This is a genomic window from Rubellimicrobium rubrum (assembly GCF_006152115.1).
GTDB classification, from domain to species: Bacteria; Pseudomonadota; Alphaproteobacteria; order Rhodobacterales; family Rhodobacteraceae; genus Rubellimicrobium; species Rubellimicrobium rubrum.
This window is the reverse complement of the sequence record NZ_VDFU01000001.1, coordinates 114,353-130,129: the sequence shown is the minus strand read 5'-3', so window position 1 is coordinate 130,129 and position 15,777 is coordinate 114,353. Positions and strand designations below refer to the sequence as shown.

The following is a 15,777-nucleotide window of genomic DNA, read 5'->3' as shown; positions in this document are numbered from 1 at the left end:
ACTATGGCATGGCGCCTGCGACTCGCCCCCGAGAAGACGAACATCGACTTCTTCCGCCTCCAGTGGATCACCTTCGGGCTCTCCGGTTTCCTCATGGTGGCCTCCCTCGTCCTGATCGCGACAATGGGGTTCAACTTCGGAATCGATTTCAAGGGCGGCACCACCATCCGCACCGAATCGACCAGTCCCGTCGATGTGGGGATCTATCGTGACGCCCTGTCCGGCCTGGGCTTGGGCGACGTGACAATCACCGAGGTCTTCGATCCGACCTTCCGGGAAGACCAGCACGTGGCACAGGTCCGCATCGCGGCCCAGGAGGGCGTGGAGGCGGTGACCCCCGAAACGATCGAGGTGGTCGAGACCGCGCTCCGTGCCGTGGACCCGGCCATCACCTTTCCTTCGGTTGAGTCCGTCGGCCCGAAGGTTTCGGGCGAACTCGTCCGTACAGCGTTCCTGTCCATCGCGGCAGCCTGCCTCGGGATCGGGCTCTATATCTGGATGCGCTTCGAGTGGCAGTACTCGGTCGGGACTATCGTCGCGCTGGTGCATGACGTGGTCGTGACGGCGGGGGTGTTCTCCCTGTTCCAGCTCAAGTTCGACCTGACCATCGTGGCGGCGCTGCTGACCATCCTGGGCTATTCGGTAAACGACACGGTGGTGGTGTTCGACCGGCTGAGGGAGAACCTGCTCAAGTACAAATCCATGCCGCTGCGGGAGGTGATGAACCTGTCCGTGAACGAGACGCTTAGCCGCACGCTTATCACTGCGGGAACCACGCTCTTGGCGCTGATCCCGCTCCTCATCTTCGGGGGGGACGTGATCCGCGGATTCATCTTCGCGATGACCTTCGGTGTCTTCATTGGCACCTACTCGTCGGTTTATGTCGCCAAGAACATCGTGCTCTGGATCGGGCTGCCCCGTGGCGATGCCATCAAGAAGGCGTCGGCCAACCAGTTCGCCGACATCGACGCCTGAGCCATGCAGTTCGACGAGATGCGCTTTCCAGACGCCCTGCCGATCGACAGCTACGGACCGGGCTTCTTCCGCGTGGGTGGCCAGGTCTTCGAGGGTCCGCTGCTCATCCTGCCGGATACGGGCGTGAGGAACTGGGGCGGCTACGAGGACACGGCGCTGATCCTGGGCGAGGGGGCGTGGCTCGACGTTCTCTTCATAGGCACCGGCGCTGACATGGCCTACCTCCCTGTGGGCTTCCGTGCAGTGATGGAGGACGCCGGCGTTGCGCTGGAGCCTATGCCCACCCCCGCCGCCTGCCGCACCTTCAACGTGCTCCTGTCCGAAGGGCGGCGCGTCGGCCTTGCGCTGATGCCGGTGTGACCCTCCGGGTCGAGGGGTTGGCCGTCGCTCGGGGCGGCGAGCCGGTGCTCGACAACCTGTCCTTCATTGTCACCCCAGGAGCGGCCCTGATCCTCCGGGGACCGAATGGCGCCGGCAAGACGACCCTGCTCCGTGTGTTGGCGGGGCTGGCGCCTCCTTTGGCCGGTCGTATCGACCTTCCCCCCGAAAGTGCTGCCTATTCGAGCCACGCCGACGGCATAAAGGCCACGCTCTCAGTTCAAGAGAACCTGTGGTTCTGGTCGGACCTGTATGGCCGGGCCCGCGATGACGCAGTCCTGGACGACTTCGATCTCCGGCCCCTTCGCGAACGGCCGGCCGGCACTCTTTCGGCCGGACAGTCCCGCCGGCTCGGGCTGGCACGTCTTGGCATGATCGGGCGACCGGTGCTTTTGTTGGACGAGCCCACGGTCTCGCTCGATGCCGCTTCGGTGGGGCGCTTCGCGGCTTGGCTCAAGGACCGGCATCTGGCTGCGGGTGGTCTGGCGGTGATCGCCACCCATGTGCCGCTGGGGCTCGACGCGCCCGAACTGGACCTGTCCCGCTTCCGGGCCGACCCCTGGACCGAGCAGGGCACGGACGCGGCATTCCTGTGAGACATGCTGCCAGCATCTCTTGGCGGGGCCGGCGCGCCTCCTCCCCAACGACGAGGGATGCGCCATGAAGGCTCTGCTTGTCCGCGATCTGCGACTGGCGATCCGGGCCGGCGGAGGCTTCGGGCTTTCTTTGGCGTTCTTCCTCATTGTAACCGTGCTGGTTCCATTTGCAGTAGGTCCCGAAGCCGATATCCTGTCGCGCATCGGTCCCGGCATTCTATGGGTAGCAGCGCTGCTGGCGACGCTGCTGTCTCTGGACCGCCAGTTCGCCCTCGATCACGAGGATGGCGCGCTGTCGTTGATCGCCACGTCGCCGCTTCCTCTTGAGGCCGTTGCTCTCATCAAGGCTTTTGCGCACTGGCTGACGACCGGGCTGCCACTGACGCTGGCCGCCGCTCCGCTTGGCGTGCTGCTCAACCTAGAGCGGCCGGCGTTCAGCTGGCTGGTGCTGACCTTGGCTCTTGGCACGCCCGCGCTTTCGGTCATCGGCACGTTCGGAGCGGCCCTGACGGTCGGTCTGAGGCGGGGCGGGCTGCTGCTGTCGCTCTTGGTGCTGCCGCTCTATGTGCCGACGCTCATCTTCGGGGCCGAGGCCGCGCGGCGGGGGGCCGAGGGACTGGCCGCCGGGACACCTATCCTGATGCTTGCGGGCATCACCGCAGGTAGCCTTGCCCTGCTGCCCTTCGCCGCAGGGGCGGCGCTGCGGATCAACCTCCGATGATAGGGCATTGAGACGCCGCGCCCCAGTGACTATTGAACGATCATGTCGATCTGGGAATACGCCAACCCGAAGAAGTTCATCGCGACGACGACGCCGCTGATCCCGTGGGTCTTTGGCGCGACGGCGGTGTGCCTTGTCGTGGGCCTTGTCTGGGGCTTCTTCCTGACCCCCGAGGCGGACCGTTTCGGGTCCACCGTCAAGATCATCTACGTCCATGTTCCGTCGGCCATGATGGCGATCAACGCTTGGGCCATGATGCTCGTGGCGTCGCTGGTCTGGCTGATCCGCCGTCATCACGTAAGCGCGCTGGCCGCCAAGGCCGCCGCTCCGATAGGACTAACCATGACGTTGATCGCGCTGTGGACCGGGGCGGTCTGGGGGCAGCCGATGTGGGGCACCTGGTGGGCCTGGGACCCCCGGCTGACGGCCTTTCTGATCCTGGGCCTGTTCTACCTGGGCTACATCGCGTTGTGGGAGGCCATCCCCGATCCCGATCAGGCGGCGGACCTGACTTCGGTGCTTTGCCTCGTGGGGTCCGTCTTTGCCGTGCTATCGCGGTATGCCGTGAACTTTTGGAACCAGGGGCTCCATCAGGGGGCGACCCTGTCGATGGATGCGGAAGAGAACATCTCGGACGTTTACTGGTTTCCGCTGCTGTTCTGTATCGCGGGCTTCGTGCTGTTGTTCCTGGGTCTGGTGCTGATGCGTACGGGCACCGAGATCCGCCTGCGTCGCCTCCGCGCGCTCGAACGTCAAGCGCAAAGGATCACCGCATGATCCCCGACCTGGGCAAGTACGCCATTGAGGTGCTGTCTGCATATGGCGTGACGATTCTGCTGCTCGGGGGCATCACGGGGCTGAGCTGGCAGCGCTGGCGCCGGCTCAAGGCCGAGGTCGAACGAGTCGAGCGGGGTCGGGATGGCTAGGATCTCTCCTTTAGTTCTGATCCCTCCTGTGGCCTTTGCGGCGCTGGCCGGCCTCTTCGCCGCTGGGATGCTGCGGGGTGGCGGACAGGAGTTGCCCTCGGCCCTCATTGGACAGCCCGCGCCCGCATTGGCCGAGGCTCCGCTGCCGGGCCTGCCCGGTCTCGATCCTGCCGTGCTGGCGGACGGGAACGTGAAGCTCGTCAACTTCTTCGCGTCCTGGTGTGCCCCGTGTCGGGTGGAGCACCCGAACCTCAAGGTGCTGGCCGACGAAGGCATCCCGATCTATGGCATTGCCTACAAGGATGATCCGGCTCATTCGACCGCCTTCCTGGAAGAGCTGGGAAATCCCTATGAGGCCACTGGACAGGACCCTGATGGCCGGACTGCGGTGAACTGGGGGGTCTATGGCGTGCCCGAGACCTTTGTGGTCGCGGGCGACGGCACCATCGTGGCTCGGATGGCGAACCCGGTGACGCCTGACCTTCTGGAAACGCGACTGCGCCCGGCCTTGGCCGAGGCCGAAAGGATCGAATGACCCGACTCGCCTGCTTCAAGAGCTATGACATCCGGGGCCGCTTGGGATCCGACTTGGACGAAGGTCTGATGCACCGGATCGGTCGGGCCTACGCCCAGGTGACGCGGGCAGAAACCGTCGTTGTGGGCCGTGACGTGCGCCCATCGAGCCCCGCCCTGCAGGCCGCGTTGATCGAGGGGTTGCGTGACGAGGGCACCAACGTGCTCGACCTTGGCCTTTGCGGAACCGAGGAGGTCTATTTCGGGACGGCGCACACGGGCGCCGATGGCGGCCTCATGGTGACGGCGTCGCACAATCCCATCGACTGGAACGGTTTGAAGATTGTCCGCGAGGGCGCGCGCCCGATTGCCTGGGACACAGGCCTGAGCGAGATCCACGACCTCGTGGTGGCCAACAGCTTCGGTTCGTCCAGCGGCCGGGGCACCTGGGCCGGGGTCGATCTGAGGCCCGCCTATGCAGCGCATGTGGCCTCGTACTTGGATCCCCAAGGCCTGCGGCCCCTTCGAATTCTCGTGAATGCCGGCAACGGCGCCGCAGGGCCAACCTTCGACGCCATCGCGGCCCAGCTAGCCGAGTGCGCCGTACCCTTCGAGTTCGTCCGCCTCGACCACGAGCCCGACCCGACGTTTCCGCACGGGATCCCCAACCCGCTCCTGCCCGAGAACCGCGCCAGGTCCGAAGCGGCCGTGCGCGAGGCTAAGGCCGACATGGGCGTGGTCTGGGATGGCGATTTCGACCGCTGCTTTCTGTTCGACGAAGACGGCGGCTTCATTGACGGCGAGTATGTGGTGGCTTTGCTGGCCCGGGCTTTTCTGGCCAAGGAGCCCGGAGCGCCTATCGTGCACGAGCCCCGCGTGATCTGGGCCACCCAGGCCCTAGTCGAGGAAGCGGGCGGGCGGTCCATCCTGTGTCGGACGGGCCATGCCCACCTCAAGGCGGCGCTGCGCGAGCACGACGCGCCCTACGGCGGGGAAATGTCCGCGCACCACTATTTTCGAGACTTTGCCTACTGCGATTCGGGCATGATCCCCTGGCTCCTTGTGGCGGGGTTGATGGCCCGTCAGCACGAACCGCTTTCGGCGCTGGTGGATGACCTGCGCACCCGGTTTCCGTCCTCGGGCGAGATCAACTTTGCGCTCCCTGATCCGGCGGGGGCACTGGCTCGTTTCGAGGCTGCCTATGGCGGACAGGCCAAGTCCGTTGACCGGCTGGATGGGCTGTCGATCGACATGGGTGACTGGCGCGCCAATGTGCGCATGTCGAACACGGAAGCGCTGTTGCGCCTGAACATCGAGACCCGCGGAGACCGAGGGCTTCTGGAAGCCAAGGTCGCAGAGGTCAGCGCCTTGCTGGTCGGCTGACCTCCGCAGCGGATGGCTTCAGGCGGAGGTCGTCAGGCCGACATCCATGCTGATCCGGGTGCGCTTGGCTGCAGTGTCAGCCTCGATCATGCCGGGAATCAGAAAGGCGTCGACAAGAACCCAGACGCCCACCGCGAGCAGGAATACCAGCCCAATGCCCAAGACGAGCGTGAGCCACCCAAGGACCGTCAGGACGAGTTGAGCGACGGCGGAGCCGGTTCGGCCCAGGTAAAAGCGGTGCCCACCCAGGAAGCCTACGAAGAACCACAGCGCATAGGTCGCGCCGGTGCTCTTCTTGTCGTTCTGCAATCGCTGCTCGATCAGCATCTGCTGTTGGGTGGAAAGCACCATGTCGTGACTCCGTTGGTTGCACATCTTTCGGCAGGAACGGGCACGACCATGGCGGAGTTGGGCCGGGATCATGCCGGTCCGATGAAAAGCGGGGGAACGCCATCGCGTCCCCCCGTTTCAATTAGAAGTTATTCTCCTAGGCAGCCTTCGCCAGATTGCGGAGCACGTAGTGCAGGACGCCGCCATTCTCGACGTACTCGATCTCCACGGCCGTATCGATCCGGCAGCGTAGGGTCAGGTCGCGGCGGGTGCCGTCCGCGTATTCGATGATTGCAGGAACCAGCATGCGCGGCGTGACCGTGTCGAGGCCGCCGATCGACACCTTCTCGTCTCCCTTCAGGTTCAGGTCCTTGCGGGTCATACCTTCGGTGAACTCGAACGGAATTACGCCCATGCCCACGAGGTTCGAGCGGTGGATGCGCTCGAACGATTCGGCAATCACGGCCTTGACGCCAAGAAGCGCCGTTCCTTTTGCGGCCCAGTCACGTGACGATCCCGCCCCGTATTCCTGACCGGCGAAGATCACCAGCGGCGTGTTGGTGGCCTGATATTCCATTGCGGCGTCGTAGATCGCGACCTGATCTCCATTGGGCCCAAGCGTGTAGCCACCTTCCACGCCGTCCAGCATCTCGTTGCGGATGCGGATGTTGGCGAAGGTGCCGCGCATCATCACCTCGTGGTTGCCGCGGCGCGAGCCGTAGGAGTTGAATTCCCGCACCGGGACCTGACGCTCGACCAGATACTGTCCGGCGGGGGTCGTGTCCTTGAAGGAGCCTGCGGGCGAAATGTGATCGGTCGTCACCATGTCGCCCAGCACGGCAAGCACGCGCGCCTGGAGGAGGTTGCCGATCGTCCCTTTCTCGCGACCCATGCCCGTGAAGTAGGGCGGGTTCTGGATGTAGGTCGAGGTCGGGGGCCAGTCGTAGGTTTCCCCGCCCGAGACCTCGACCGCCTGCCAACGGTGGTCGCCCTTGAAGACGTCGGCGTACTTGGATTGGAACGCCTCGCGGGTGACTGTTCTCTCGACCAGTTCGGCGATCTCGGCTTGGCTTGGCCACAGATCGGCGAGGAAGACGTCCTTGCCGTCCGGCGTCTGCGCGATCGGGTCCTTGGTGATGTCGACATCCATGTCACCCGCCAGGGCATAGATCACCACGAGTGGCGGCGAGGCGAGGTAGTTTGCCCGCACGTCCGGCGAGATCCGCCCCTCGAAGTTGCGGTTGCCGGACAGCACTGACACAGCGACCAAGTCGTTCGACTGGATGGCTTCGGAAATCTCGGGCTGCAGCGGGCCCGAGTTGCCGATGCAGGTCGTGCAGCCATAACCCACAAGGTTGAAGCCGATGGCGTCGAGGTCCTCCTGCAGGCCCGCGGCCTCAAGATAGGCGGACACCACCTGAGAGCCGGGGGCCAGCGAGGTCTTGACCCAGGGCTTGCGGTTAAGGCCCAGAGCCCGCGCCTTGCGCGCCACCAGCCCCGCACCGATCATGACATAGGGGTTGGACGTGTTGGTGCAGGAGGTGATTGACGCGATCACTACCGACCCGTCGCCGATGGTGTAGTCCTCTCCGGCGACGACGACCTCCTCCTTTGCGGGCGCGCCCTTGCGATAGTCGGCCACCACCTTGAAGAAGCTGTCGGACGCCTCGTCGAGGGGGGTATGGTCCTGCGGGCGCTTCGGGCCCGAGATCGCGGGCACCACGTCGCCCATGTCGAGGTGCAGCGTCGAGGAGTAGACCGGTTCGTAGTCCGCGCCGCGCCAGAAGCCGTTCTCCTTGGCATAGGCTTCCACCAGGGCGATCCGCTCCTCGTCACGGCCCGTCATGTGCAGGTAGCGCAGGGTTTCCTGGTCGATGGGGAAGAAGCCGCAGGTCGCGCCGTACTCGGGCGCCATGTTTCCGATCGTCGCTCGGTCGGCGAGCGGCAAGTGGTCAAGGCCCTCGCCGTAGAACTCCACGAACTTGCCGACCACGCCGTGCTTGCGCAGCATCTGTACGACCTTGAGCACGAGGTCCGTCGCGGTCGTCCCTTCCGTCATGCGGCCGGTGAGCTTGAAGCCCACGACCTCGGGGATCAGCATCGAGACGGGCTGGCCCAGCATCGCGGCCTCCGCCTCGATACCGCCAACGCCCCAACCCAGCACGGCCGCGCCATTCACCATTGTCGTATGGGAATCGGTGCCCACGAGGGTATCGGGATAAGCGACCTTTTCCCCGTTCTGGTCGCTGTCGGTCCAGACGACCTGCGCCAGGTACTCCAGGTTGACCTGATGGCAGATCCCAGTGCCGGGCGGCACGACGCGGAAGTTATTGAAGGCGGTCTGACCCCACTTGAGAAACTGGTACCGCTCCAGGTTCCGCTCGTATTCGCGATCCACGTTCATCTGGAAGGCGCGGGGGTTGCCGAACTCGTCGATCATGACCGAGTGGTCGATGACGAGGTCCACGGGGTTCAGCGGATTGATCTTCTGCGCGTCGCCGCCCAGGCCCTTGATGCCGTCGCGCATGGCGGCCAGGTCCACCACGGCGGGCACGCCGGTGAAGTCCTGCATCAGCACGCGGGCCGGAGTGTAGTTGATCTCGCGGCTGGTGCGGCCGCCATTGGTGACCCAGTCGCCAAACGCGCGAATATCGTCCAGCGAAACCGAGAAGCCTCCATCCTCGAAGCGCAGCAGATTCTCGAGCACAACCTTGAGTGAGGCCGGCAGGCGAGAAAAGGTGCCCAGGCCTGCGGCTTCCGCTGCCGGCAGGGAATAGTAGGCATAGTTCTGGCCGCCGACGGTCAGCGTGCGGCGCACGCCGGCGCTGTCGTGGCCTACGGAGATGGTCATGGGGCGAATCCTTCTGGGCTGGCGGATGTCATATAGGCATCGCTGACTGACGTTTGTATACCATTGCACACCGGACAGGAAAACCCCCCGGCCGTGGCGCGCTCGCCGCAGGGCGCATCCGAGAGGGCTTGCGCGCAGGGCTCTCTCAATTCATTGATTGGCATGGCGCAGGGCCCTCCCGTAAGCCCGAGGACACCACCCAGAGGGCAGGCGGACCTTTAATGCGACTAGCAATGGCGACGTGCCTCGCCCTCGTGACGACCCTGGCACCCAGCCTGACCTCTGCCGAAGCAAAGCTTCCCGTCGTGGTTGAACTCTTCACATCGCAGGGGTGTTCCTCCTGTCCCCCGGCCGACGCGATCCTGGCCGACATGGCCCGGATGGATGGCGTGATCGCCCTGTCGCTTCATGTGGACTACTGGGACTACATCGGCTGGCCGGACAGCTTTGCCGCGCCCGGGCACACCAAGCGGCAGGAGGCCTATGCCTTGGTCGCGGGGGAGCAGATGGTTTATACCCCCCAGATCATCGTCAATGGACTGGATCGCGTGGTCGGCGGGGACGCGATGGGTGTGATGGAACGGGTCCACGCGCATGCCGACGCGACCACCCCGGTGGAACTCCACGTTGCGCGGGAGGAGAGTGGCCTGCGTATTGAAGCGGGCGCGGTGCCGCTGACTCAGCCACTTGAGGTGCAACTTGTCCGCTACATCCCCGAGGACGAGGTCGTCATCACTGCGGGAGAGAACGCGGGCCTGACGATGGCCTACCACAACATCGTCACCTCCTGGGAGACGGTCGGCACCTGGGATGGCGCCGAAGATCTGTCGATGACGCTGTCCATCGAGGGCTCGCAACCCGCGGTCATCATCCTTCAAGAACCTGGGCCTGGCCAGATCCGTGCTGCGGTTCAGGTAGATCACTGAGAGCCGACGCCTTTCCAGCGTCGATGGACCCAGAACCATTGCTCCGGATGCGCCGTGACCCGGATCTCCAGCCGCCGCGTTGCGTCCTCCATCATCGCGCGGGGTGATGATGGCGGAATGGGCTCCTCGACAACGATCTGGAAGGACAGGCCGTCGGGTTGGCGGATCCCCCAGTAGGGCACCAGGAGGGCATCGTAGCGGAGCGCGAGGTCGGCCGCCGTGGTGGCGGTCAGGGCGGGTCGTCCAAGAAAGGGAATAGGCACCCCGTCGCGAGCGTGAAGATCGAACAGGATGGTCGCCATGCCACCGGCTGCGATGTGACGCACGAAGCCCATGGTCCCTTTGCGGCCTTTGGGAAAGACGGGGCCCGAGACGTCGGTCATCGTGGAAGCGTAATGGGCATTCACCAAGGGATTGTTGGCCGGGCGGTAAAGGCCGCCGATCTGGTAGCCCCGTCCAGTCAGCGCGTGACGGGGGGCCTCGTGGTTGCCGAAATGGCCGGTCACGAAGATCACCGGACGCCCTTCTGCTCGGGCCGCCTCCAGATGGGGCAGCCCGCCCCCTTCGATCGGTGTCTGCGCAAGTCGGGCGCCGAACTCGCGCCAGGAGTAGTTCTCGATCAGCGTGCGCCCGAAGTTGTCGAGCACATCGCGCGCGATGACCCGGCGCCGTGCCTCGGGCCAGTCCGGGTGGATCGACGCTAGATTGCTCAAGGCCCGAGCGCGGTAGCCCGCTACAGGTCCGGCCACACCACGGGCGATCGCGCCCATGAAGGCTACGCGTCGCGCGTAGGGCAGGGCCAAGGCGGTCCTGATGGCGCCCCGCAGGGCCGCGTCCACGATGCGATCGATCATCGACACGTCGATGGGGGCAGAAGAGGGGGCGGACTGGGTCATCGCACCGGGCCAGGGCTGTCGCGAACCCATAGGTGAGACCTCGTGCAAAGCCAAGGACAGCGGTTCCAGCAACCTGTCATGCTCCGCCGTCGCCGTCCTCCTCGGTTTCGAGTTCAATCTCGCCCAAGGCTGCACGTTCGCGAACGACGTTCACGACCGCCGCCTGCGCGGCCTCTGCCTCGGCCGGCTTGATCCGTTCCAGTCCCTGCATCTCTTCCCGAAGGGTGTCGGCCAAGCGCTGGGGCAGGCTGGACAGGATGAACTCGGCCGCGGCGACCTCGTCCTCCTTGCCCTTGGCCGCGGAGGCCAAGGCCAGGGCCGCCATCCGGGTATCGACGAGCCGCATGATCTTTGGCACGTCCGCCGCCTTGAGGCGTTTCGACAGGTGAGAGAAGGTGAAGATCGCCTTCCGCACCTCAGCGGCAAAGACGCTGTCCTGAACGTCCAGTCCCCCAAGAACTTCGTCCCGGGTGGTTGGCTGGGAGGAGTTGAGGATGGCGCCCAGCCGTTCCCCGGCGGGTTGCGGGAAGGCCGGAGCCGACGCGGCGCAATATTCCTCGGCCAAGGCCCGTCCGATTCGCTGGACCGCGTCGGGGGCGATCTTGCTCGTGCGCGAGACGGCATAGGTGATCCGGCGCGCCTGTTCCCCAGGCAGTTTGCTCAGCACCTCGGCCGCTTTGGCGACCGGGAGCTTGGACAGGGTCACCGCCGCGACCTCGACGCTTTCCCGCGAGAAAAGGCCGGCCAGTTCGGTGCTGCCCAGGGAGGCCACCGCACCCCAGGGATCAGCCCCGGCGCGTAGCGCGGCTTCGGCCCTGAGCCGCGCCATAGCCGTCGGGCTGATATGGCTCGACATGGCTTCGAGGGCCGCATCCTCTCCGGGTGGCGCGGCAAGGCCCACGCCTTCCAGTTCGTCCGCGAACTCAGAGATCACGGCGTCCAATGTGTTGCGATCCACGACGCTCAGCTTCCCGATCTCTCGGGTGAGTTCGACCTGGGTGTCCTCGGGCAGGGAGGCAATCGGCGGCCGCAGCCCGTCCGAGAGAAGGAAGCGGACGATTATGGCGGCCTTTCGCCGTCTGTCGAGCCGCGCGGCGTCGAAAGCAAAGGTCATGGGGCTGATCATCCTGGCGCGTTGACCTCGCCACGATCACCCCAGACCGGTTAGGATTCGGTTGACGTCCGCGCGGTACCCGACGTCAGCCGGTAACGATCGGCACACAGGCGTTGCGGTCCTGATCCCAGGTGGTGCCCTCTGTGCAGGACATGGCCTGCCGATCGTGGGACGAACACTGGGCCCAAGCCGACATAGGCGAAGCGATAAGAGCCAAGGCAAGCACGAGACGTTTCATGGTCGGAAACTCCCTTATGAATGGCCAGCCGAAAATAGCACGATGCCATTGACTGACCAACGCTCGTCTGTGTTCTCACGGATGGGTGAAGGCCACCGACAGGCGGCGGAGGCCTTCGCGGGCCTCCGGGCCGAGTGGCTGGTCCGGATCGGTGGCGTCATGAAGAGTGGCAACCCCTGCCTCGATCCGGGCTACTTCGTCAGGGGAGAACGCCCGATCCGTCCGCGCGAAGAAGGCCACCGAACGGCTGTCCCGCTCGATCAGGCTGACACCGATGCCGTGGTTCAGGCCATGGGCAGCTGCGCGGGCCAGCACGCCCGCCCGGTCCGATGGGGCCAGAGCTTTCCAAGCAATGGTCCCGGTGTTGGCGAAACTCCAGGCCACGACAGGGTCCTGCATGACCAGTCCATCCCGCCCATATTCCTCGATCCACTTGGTCGGGTAAGTCTGGAATAGGTACGCCGGCGTCGTGAAGTGCACATGCAAGGCTACGGCAAATCCGGCCGGAGCGATGATCTTCAGTTCTGCCAGTTCGGCGGGGATGTCGATCGATGTATTCATGAGAAGGTTGTATCGGCTTTCGAGTTGCTCTCGCAATGAGGGAGGACGTATGCTTGGCCGCAGTGTGTGGGACAGAATGGATGTTTGTCGATCGGTCAGGCAGCAGGACGAGCCGCCCTATGACTTCGCCCCGGCCCCAGGGTGGAGGAGGAAGGGCCAACCTCCCCGAACCAACTCTTGATCTCGCCGGACTTGCACCCGTCGGTTATTTTCTGGCGCTGCGTGTCGGGTTCGTCTTCCCCATGGAAGAGGTTAATGAACTGCCGCGCGCCTGGGTCGACCACTACACCCGCAGCGGCTTCATGCTCTCCGATCCGGTGATCCGATGGATCTACTCCGATCGTGGCTTCTCGCGGTGGAGCGAGATGCCGATGGACGACCCGCGCGAGGTTCTCAGGGCGGCGCGCGACCATGGCCTCGTCTTCGGAGCGGCCGTGTCGGTCCTTGACGATGGGCCCGGCGGCCAGCGCAGCTTCGGCACCTTCGCCCGGTCGGACCGGGAATTCACGGAAGGCGAGATGGAGTTGCTGCATGCGTTCGTCTGCGCGCGCCACGAAGCGCTCTGTCCGCCCCGGAACCTGACCGCCGCAGAGCTGGAGGCCCTTCGCTTGATTAAGGAAGGTCAGCGCCTCAAGCAGATCGCCTATCTGCTGGGGGTCACCGAAGGAGCCGTGAAGCAGCGGCTGAAGAACGCCCGGATCAAGCTGGAGGCCAAGACCGGAGCCGAGGCGATCTCGCGTGCGTCGTCCTTTGGCTTGATCTAGGGGCCCGACCATTCGCGGGGAGGCAGCCCCGGCCGCGCTCATGGCCGTGAAGGTTCCTAGGTCTGCCCGAAGACACGGTCAAAGATCGTGTCCACGTGCTTGAGATGGTAGCCAAGGTCGAACTTCTCCTCGATCTCGGAGGGGGGCAGGGCGGCGGTGACCTCCGGGTCGGCCAACAGCTCGGCCTTGAAGTCGGCGCCGTGCTCCCAAACCTTCATGGCGTTGCGCTGGACCAGTCGGTAGGCGTCCTCGCGGCTTACGCCGGCCTGAGTCAGTGCCAGCAAAACCCGCTGGCTCATCACGAGGCCGCGGAAGCGGTTCATGTTGGCGAGCATGTTCTCGGGATAGACCACTAGCTTTTCGATGACTCCGGCCAGCCGATGAAGCGCAAAATCCAGCGTCACCGTGGCGTCCGGTGCAATGGCGCGCTCCACGGAGGAATGACTGATGTCGCGTTCGTGCCAAAGCGCGACGTTCTCCATTGCGGGCGTGACAGCGCTGCGGACAAGGCGGGCAAGGCCGGTCAGGTTCTCGGTCAGGACCGGGTTGCGCTTGTGCGGCATGGCCGAGGATCCTTTCTGGCCGGGGCTGAAGTACTCCTCGGCTTCCAGGACCTCGGTCCGTTGCATGTGGCGGATCTCGATGGCGACATTCTCGATGGACGAGGCAATGACGCCCAACGTGGCGAAGAACATCGCGTGGCGGTCGCGCGGAATGACCTGGGTGGAGACAGGCTCCGGGGTGAGGCCCATCATGCGGCAGACATGGTCCTCCACATAGGGGTCGATGTTGGCGAAGGTGCCGACCGCGCCGGAGATGGCCCCTGTCGCGATCTCCTCCCGCGCGCGCCGCAGGCGAACCCGGTTGCGGTCCATCTCGGCGTAGAAGCGCGCAAGCGTGAGGCCCAGGGTCGTCGGTTCGGCATGGATGCCATGCGACCGGCCGATGCGCGGGGTCATCCTGTGCTCGAAGGCGCGGGCCTTGAGCGCGTCGCAGACCCGGTCGAGGCCCTTGAGCAGTAGATCCGTTGCCCGGGTCAACTGGACGTTCAGGCAGGTGTCGAGCACGTCCGAGGACGTCATACCCTGATGAACGAAGCGCGCTTCGTCCTGGCCTATGATCTCGCCCAGATGGGTCAGGAAGGCGATCACGTCGTGCTTGGTCACGGCCTCGATCTCGTCGATCCGGGCCACGTCGAACGGCACGTCCTTGGCCCGCCAGACAGCCTCGGCGTTGGCTCTCGGAATCACCCCCAACTCGGCTTGGGCGTCGCAGGCATGAGCCTCGATCTCGAACCAGATGCGGAAGCGGGTCTCGGGGGACCAGATGGCGACCATTTCGGGGCGGGAATAGCGGGGGATCATGGCAGGCCTCAGGTGACAGGGGTGCGCGCCCTGTAGGGCGGGCCAGGGTTCGCCACAACACCGTTGATTGCGAACAGCCATGGTGTCGGGCTAAACCCCGCCCCACAATGCTGACCTTGGCTGACTTTACCGGAACCCGTTGGATCGTCTCGCGCGCTATCGACGACCGTCGCGGTGTTGTCCGGGGCGAGTTTTCCGGGACGGCCAACTTTGTCCCGCAGGGCGAGGGGCTCGTTTATCACGAGGTCGGCCGATTGCGTATGGCGCAGGGCCCGATCCTTGCAGCGGAACGTCGATATCTCTGGCTTTCCTTGGCCGATGGTATCGAGGTACGTTTCACCGATGACCGCCCGTTTCACCGCTTCCGGCCCGAGGGGCGCGGGCCTGGCACGGACCATCCGTGTGGCGCCGACCTTTACCGCGTGACCTATGATTTCGGCAGATGGCCCGAGTGGGAGGCTGAATGGGTGGTCACCGGTCCGGCCAAGGACTATCGGATGGTGACGACCTACCGCCTCGGTTGAACGCTTGCGCGTGCGGTGTCCATACGTCACAAGATCCCGGCAGGTTAAGGAGGAGCCTTTCGAATGGCCCAAGTGATGACGGAAGCGGACTGGCCCGTCCTGGTCGAGGTGGGAAGCCGAAATGACGGCGCCGCCCGGCTCGCACGGCAGGCGATGTTCGTGGCCCTGGGCATTGCCGCGCTGACCCTTGCGGCCCAGATCAAATTGCCCGTGCCGCCTTCGCCCGTGCCGGTCAACCTTGGAACCTTTGCGGTGCTCTCCATCGGTGCGGCTTACGGACCCCGGCTCGGCCTTGTGACCATCCTGGGTTACATGATCCTGGGGGCGCTTGGCGCCGACATCTTCGCCAGCTCCTCGGCCGAGAACAACGGCCTGAGTTACATGATGGGCGCTTCGGGCGGGTACCTCGTGGGCTATGTCTTGGCGACCGTGCTTCTCGGCGCGTTGGCACGGCGGGGATGGGATCGCTCCATGGGCTGGATGGCCTTGGCGATGCTGCTGGGCAATGTCGCGATCTACCTGCCGGGTGTCGCCTGGATTCAACACGTCATCGCGGCGGGCGCCTTCGACCCCGCAGCTTATGCCAGCGTCTGGGACCAGACGATGGTGTGGGGCGTGACGCCGTATCTTGTGGGAGATGCCATGAAGCTCGCCCTCGCGGCTCTCCTACTTCCCAGCGCCTGGAAGCTCCTGGGCTCCACACGGGGCTGACGCGGC

Annotated in this window: 19 protein-coding genes; 12 read left to right on the top strand and 7 right to left on the bottom strand. The window is 65.0% G+C overall.

Translation table 11 applies throughout. The features are described 5' to 3' along the window. Positions 1-3 precede the first annotated feature (3 nt). The 8 genes from secF (at position 4) to FHG66_RS00635 (ending at position 5,492) form a co-directional block, all read left to right on the top strand. Positions 4-975 (top strand): protein translocase subunit SecF, encoded by a 972-nt coding sequence (gene secF / locus FHG66_RS00670; protein ID WP_139074644.1) that lies wholly within the window; start codon positions 4-6, stop codon positions 973-975. Positions 976-978: 3 nt separating this feature from the next. Next, a complete protein-coding gene (locus tag FHG66_RS00665; protein ID WP_139074642.1) occupies positions 979-1,335 on the top strand; it encodes an Mth938-like domain-containing protein in 357 nt (118 codons plus the stop codon). Further along, positions 1,332-1,949, top strand: coding sequence for a heme ABC exporter ATP-binding protein CcmA (gene ccmA / locus FHG66_RS00660; RefSeq protein ID WP_139074641.1), 618 nt, complete (start codon positions 1,332-1,334; stop codon positions 1,947-1,949). Before FHG66_RS00665 ends, ccmA begins: the two co-directional genes overlap by 4 nt. Before the next feature lie 64 nt (positions 1,950-2,013). Continuing rightward, complete coding sequence (gene ccmB, locus FHG66_RS00655; RefSeq protein WP_139074639.1) at positions 2,014-2,670, top strand: heme exporter protein CcmB; 657 nt, start codon at positions 2,014-2,016, stop codon at positions 2,668-2,670. 42 nt (positions 2,671-2,712) lie between these two features. Continuing rightward, positions 2,713-3,447, top strand: coding sequence for a heme ABC transporter permease CcmC (gene ccmC / locus FHG66_RS00650; protein WP_139074637.1), 735 nt, complete (start codon positions 2,713-2,715; stop codon positions 3,445-3,447). Continuing rightward, a complete protein-coding gene (ccmD, locus tag FHG66_RS00645) occupies positions 3,444-3,596 on the top strand; it encodes a heme exporter protein CcmD (RefSeq protein ID WP_139074635.1) in 153 nt (50 codons plus the stop codon). The genes ccmC and ccmD overlap by 4 nt, the downstream gene beginning before the upstream one ends. Further along, the gene (locus tag FHG66_RS00640) at positions 3,589-4,131 is read left to right on the top strand and encodes a DsbE family thiol:disulfide interchange protein (protein ID WP_139074633.1); all 543 of its coding nucleotides are present in this window, start codon (positions 3,589-3,591) and stop codon (positions 4,129-4,131) included. Before ccmD ends, FHG66_RS00640 begins: the two co-directional genes overlap by 8 nt. Then, entirely contained in the window at positions 4,128-5,492 is a 1,365-nt protein-coding gene (locus FHG66_RS00635; RefSeq protein WP_139074631.1) for a phosphohexomutase domain-containing protein, read from the top strand. The genes FHG66_RS00640 and FHG66_RS00635 overlap by 4 nt, the downstream gene beginning before the upstream one ends. Positions 5,493-5,510: 18 nt before the next feature. Here the strand turns inward: FHG66_RS00635 and FHG66_RS00630 are convergent, their stop codons facing one another. After that, on the bottom strand, positions 5,511-5,843 hold the full coding sequence (locus FHG66_RS00630) for a TM2 domain-containing protein (RefSeq protein ID WP_139074629.1): 333 nt from the start codon (positions 5,841-5,843) through the stop codon (positions 5,511-5,513). Positions 5,844-5,979: 136 nt separating this feature from the next. Then, on the bottom strand, positions 5,980-8,673 hold the full coding sequence (acnA, locus tag FHG66_RS00625) for an aconitate hydratase AcnA (protein ID WP_139074627.1): 2,694 nt from the start codon (positions 8,671-8,673) through the stop codon (positions 5,980-5,982). A 233-nt stretch (positions 8,674-8,906) separates the two neighbouring features. Here acnA and FHG66_RS00620 point away from each other — a divergent pair, with 233 nt between their 5' ends. Next, entirely contained in the window at positions 8,907-9,599 is a 693-nt protein-coding gene (locus FHG66_RS00620) for a DUF1223 domain-containing protein (RefSeq protein ID WP_246082408.1), read from the top strand. Here FHG66_RS00620 and FHG66_RS00615 read toward each other — a convergent pair. The 4 genes from FHG66_RS00615 to FHG66_RS00600 all read right to left on the bottom strand — a co-directional run bounded on the left by FHG66_RS00615 (position 9,593) and on the right by FHG66_RS00600 (position 12,408). Next, the gene (locus FHG66_RS00615; protein WP_139074623.1) at positions 9,593-10,495 is read right to left on the bottom strand and encodes a lysophospholipid acyltransferase family protein; all 903 of its coding nucleotides are present in this window, start codon (positions 10,493-10,495) and stop codon (positions 9,593-9,595) included. The genes FHG66_RS00620 and FHG66_RS00615 overlap by 7 nt on opposite strands. A 76-nt stretch (positions 10,496-10,571) precedes the next feature. Then, on the bottom strand, positions 10,572-11,609 hold the full coding sequence (locus FHG66_RS00610) for a FliG C-terminal domain-containing protein (protein ID WP_246082407.1): 1,038 nt from the start codon (positions 11,607-11,609) through the stop codon (positions 10,572-10,574). Between the two features lie 85 nt (positions 11,610-11,694). After that, on the bottom strand, positions 11,695-11,805 hold the full coding sequence (locus FHG66_RS22570; protein WP_281282897.1) for a chitin-binding domain-containing protein: 111 nt from the start codon (positions 11,803-11,805) through the stop codon (positions 11,695-11,697). Between the two features lie 117 nt (positions 11,806-11,922). Continuing rightward, entirely contained in the window at positions 11,923-12,408 is a 486-nt protein-coding gene (locus FHG66_RS00600) for an autoinducer binding domain-containing protein (protein WP_139074617.1), read from the bottom strand. 119 nt (positions 12,409-12,527) lie between these two features. Here FHG66_RS00600 and FHG66_RS00595 point away from each other — a divergent pair, with 119 nt between their 5' ends. Next, complete coding sequence (locus tag FHG66_RS00595; protein WP_246082406.1) at positions 12,528-13,172, top strand: helix-turn-helix transcriptional regulator; 645 nt, start codon at positions 12,528-12,530, stop codon at positions 13,170-13,172. 56 nt (positions 13,173-13,228) lie between these two features. Here the strand turns inward: FHG66_RS00595 and purB are convergent, their stop codons facing one another. Further along, positions 13,229-14,536 carry an adenylosuccinate lyase gene (purB, locus tag FHG66_RS00590; protein ID WP_139074613.1) on the bottom strand — a complete coding sequence of 436 codons (1,308 nt, stop codon included), beginning with the start codon at positions 14,534-14,536 and terminating at the stop codon, positions 13,229-13,231. A 107-nt stretch (positions 14,537-14,643) separates the two neighbouring features. Between purB and FHG66_RS00585 the strand changes: the two genes are divergently transcribed. Continuing rightward, positions 14,644-15,060 carry a DUF6314 family protein gene (locus tag FHG66_RS00585; RefSeq protein WP_139074612.1) on the top strand — a complete coding sequence of 139 codons (417 nt, stop codon included), beginning with the start codon at positions 14,644-14,646 and terminating at the stop codon, positions 15,058-15,060. Positions 15,061-15,123: 63 nt separating this feature from the next. Beyond that, entirely contained in the window at positions 15,124-15,771 is a 648-nt protein-coding gene (locus FHG66_RS00580) for a biotin transporter BioY (RefSeq protein WP_176556068.1), read from the top strand. Positions 15,772-15,777 lie beyond the last annotated feature (6 nt).

Bases quoted from the DNA above. Each gene is read 5' to 3' on its own strand.
- secF (WP_139074644.1), top strand. From the start codon at position 4: ATGGCATGGCGCCTGCGACTCGCCCCCGAGAAGACGAACATCGACTTC.
- FHG66_RS00665 (WP_139074642.1), top strand. From the start codon at position 979: ATGCAGTTCGACGAGATGCGCTTTCCAGACGCCCTGCCGATCGACAGC.
- ccmB (WP_139074639.1), top strand. From the start codon at position 2,014: ATGAAGGCTCTGCTTGTCCGCGATCTGCGACTGGCGATCCGGGCCGGC.
- ccmC (WP_139074637.1), top strand. From the start codon at position 2,713: ATGTCGATCTGGGAATACGCCAACCCGAAGAAGTTCATCGCGACGACG.
- ccmD (WP_139074635.1), top strand. From the start codon at position 3,444: ATGATCCCCGACCTGGGCAAGTACGCCATTGAGGTGCTGTCTGCATAT.
- FHG66_RS00640 (WP_139074633.1), top strand. From the start codon at position 3,589: ATGGCTAGGATCTCTCCTTTAGTTCTGATCCCTCCTGTGGCCTTTGCG.
- FHG66_RS00635 (WP_139074631.1), top strand. From the start codon at position 4,128: ATGACCCGACTCGCCTGCTTCAAGAGCTATGACATCCGGGGCCGCTTG.
- FHG66_RS00630 (WP_139074629.1), bottom strand. From the start codon at position 5,843: ATGGTGCTTTCCACCCAACAGCAGATGCTGATCGAGCAGCGATTGCAG.
- acnA (WP_139074627.1), bottom strand. From the start codon at position 8,673: ATGACCATCTCCGTAGGCCACGACAGCGCCGGCGTGCGCCGCACGCTG.
- FHG66_RS00620 (WP_246082408.1), top strand. From the start codon at position 8,907: ATGGCGACGTGCCTCGCCCTCGTGACGACCCTGGCACCCAGCCTGACC.
- FHG66_RS00615 (WP_139074623.1), bottom strand. From the start codon at position 10,495: ATGACCCAGTCCGCCCCCTCTTCTGCCCCCATCGACGTGTCGATGATC.
- FHG66_RS00610 (WP_246082407.1), bottom strand. From the start codon at position 11,609: ATGACCTTTGCTTTCGACGCCGCGCGGCTCGACAGACGGCGAAAGGCC.
- FHG66_RS22570 (WP_281282897.1), bottom strand. From the start codon at position 11,805: ATGTCGGCTTGGGCCCAGTGTTCGTCCCACGATCGGCAGGCCATGTCC.
- FHG66_RS00600 (WP_139074617.1), bottom strand. From the start codon at position 12,408: ATGAATACATCGATCGACATCCCCGCCGAACTGGCAGAACTGAAGATC.
- FHG66_RS00595 (WP_246082406.1), top strand. From the start codon at position 12,528: ATGACTTCGCCCCGGCCCCAGGGTGGAGGAGGAAGGGCCAACCTCCCC.
- purB (WP_139074613.1), bottom strand. From the start codon at position 14,536: ATGATCCCCCGCTATTCCCGCCCCGAAATGGTCGCCATCTGGTCCCCC.
- FHG66_RS00585 (WP_139074612.1), top strand. From the start codon at position 14,644: ATGCTGACCTTGGCTGACTTTACCGGAACCCGTTGGATCGTCTCGCGC.
- FHG66_RS00580 (WP_176556068.1), top strand. From the start codon at position 15,124: ATGGCCCAAGTGATGACGGAAGCGGACTGGCCCGTCCTGGTCGAGGTG.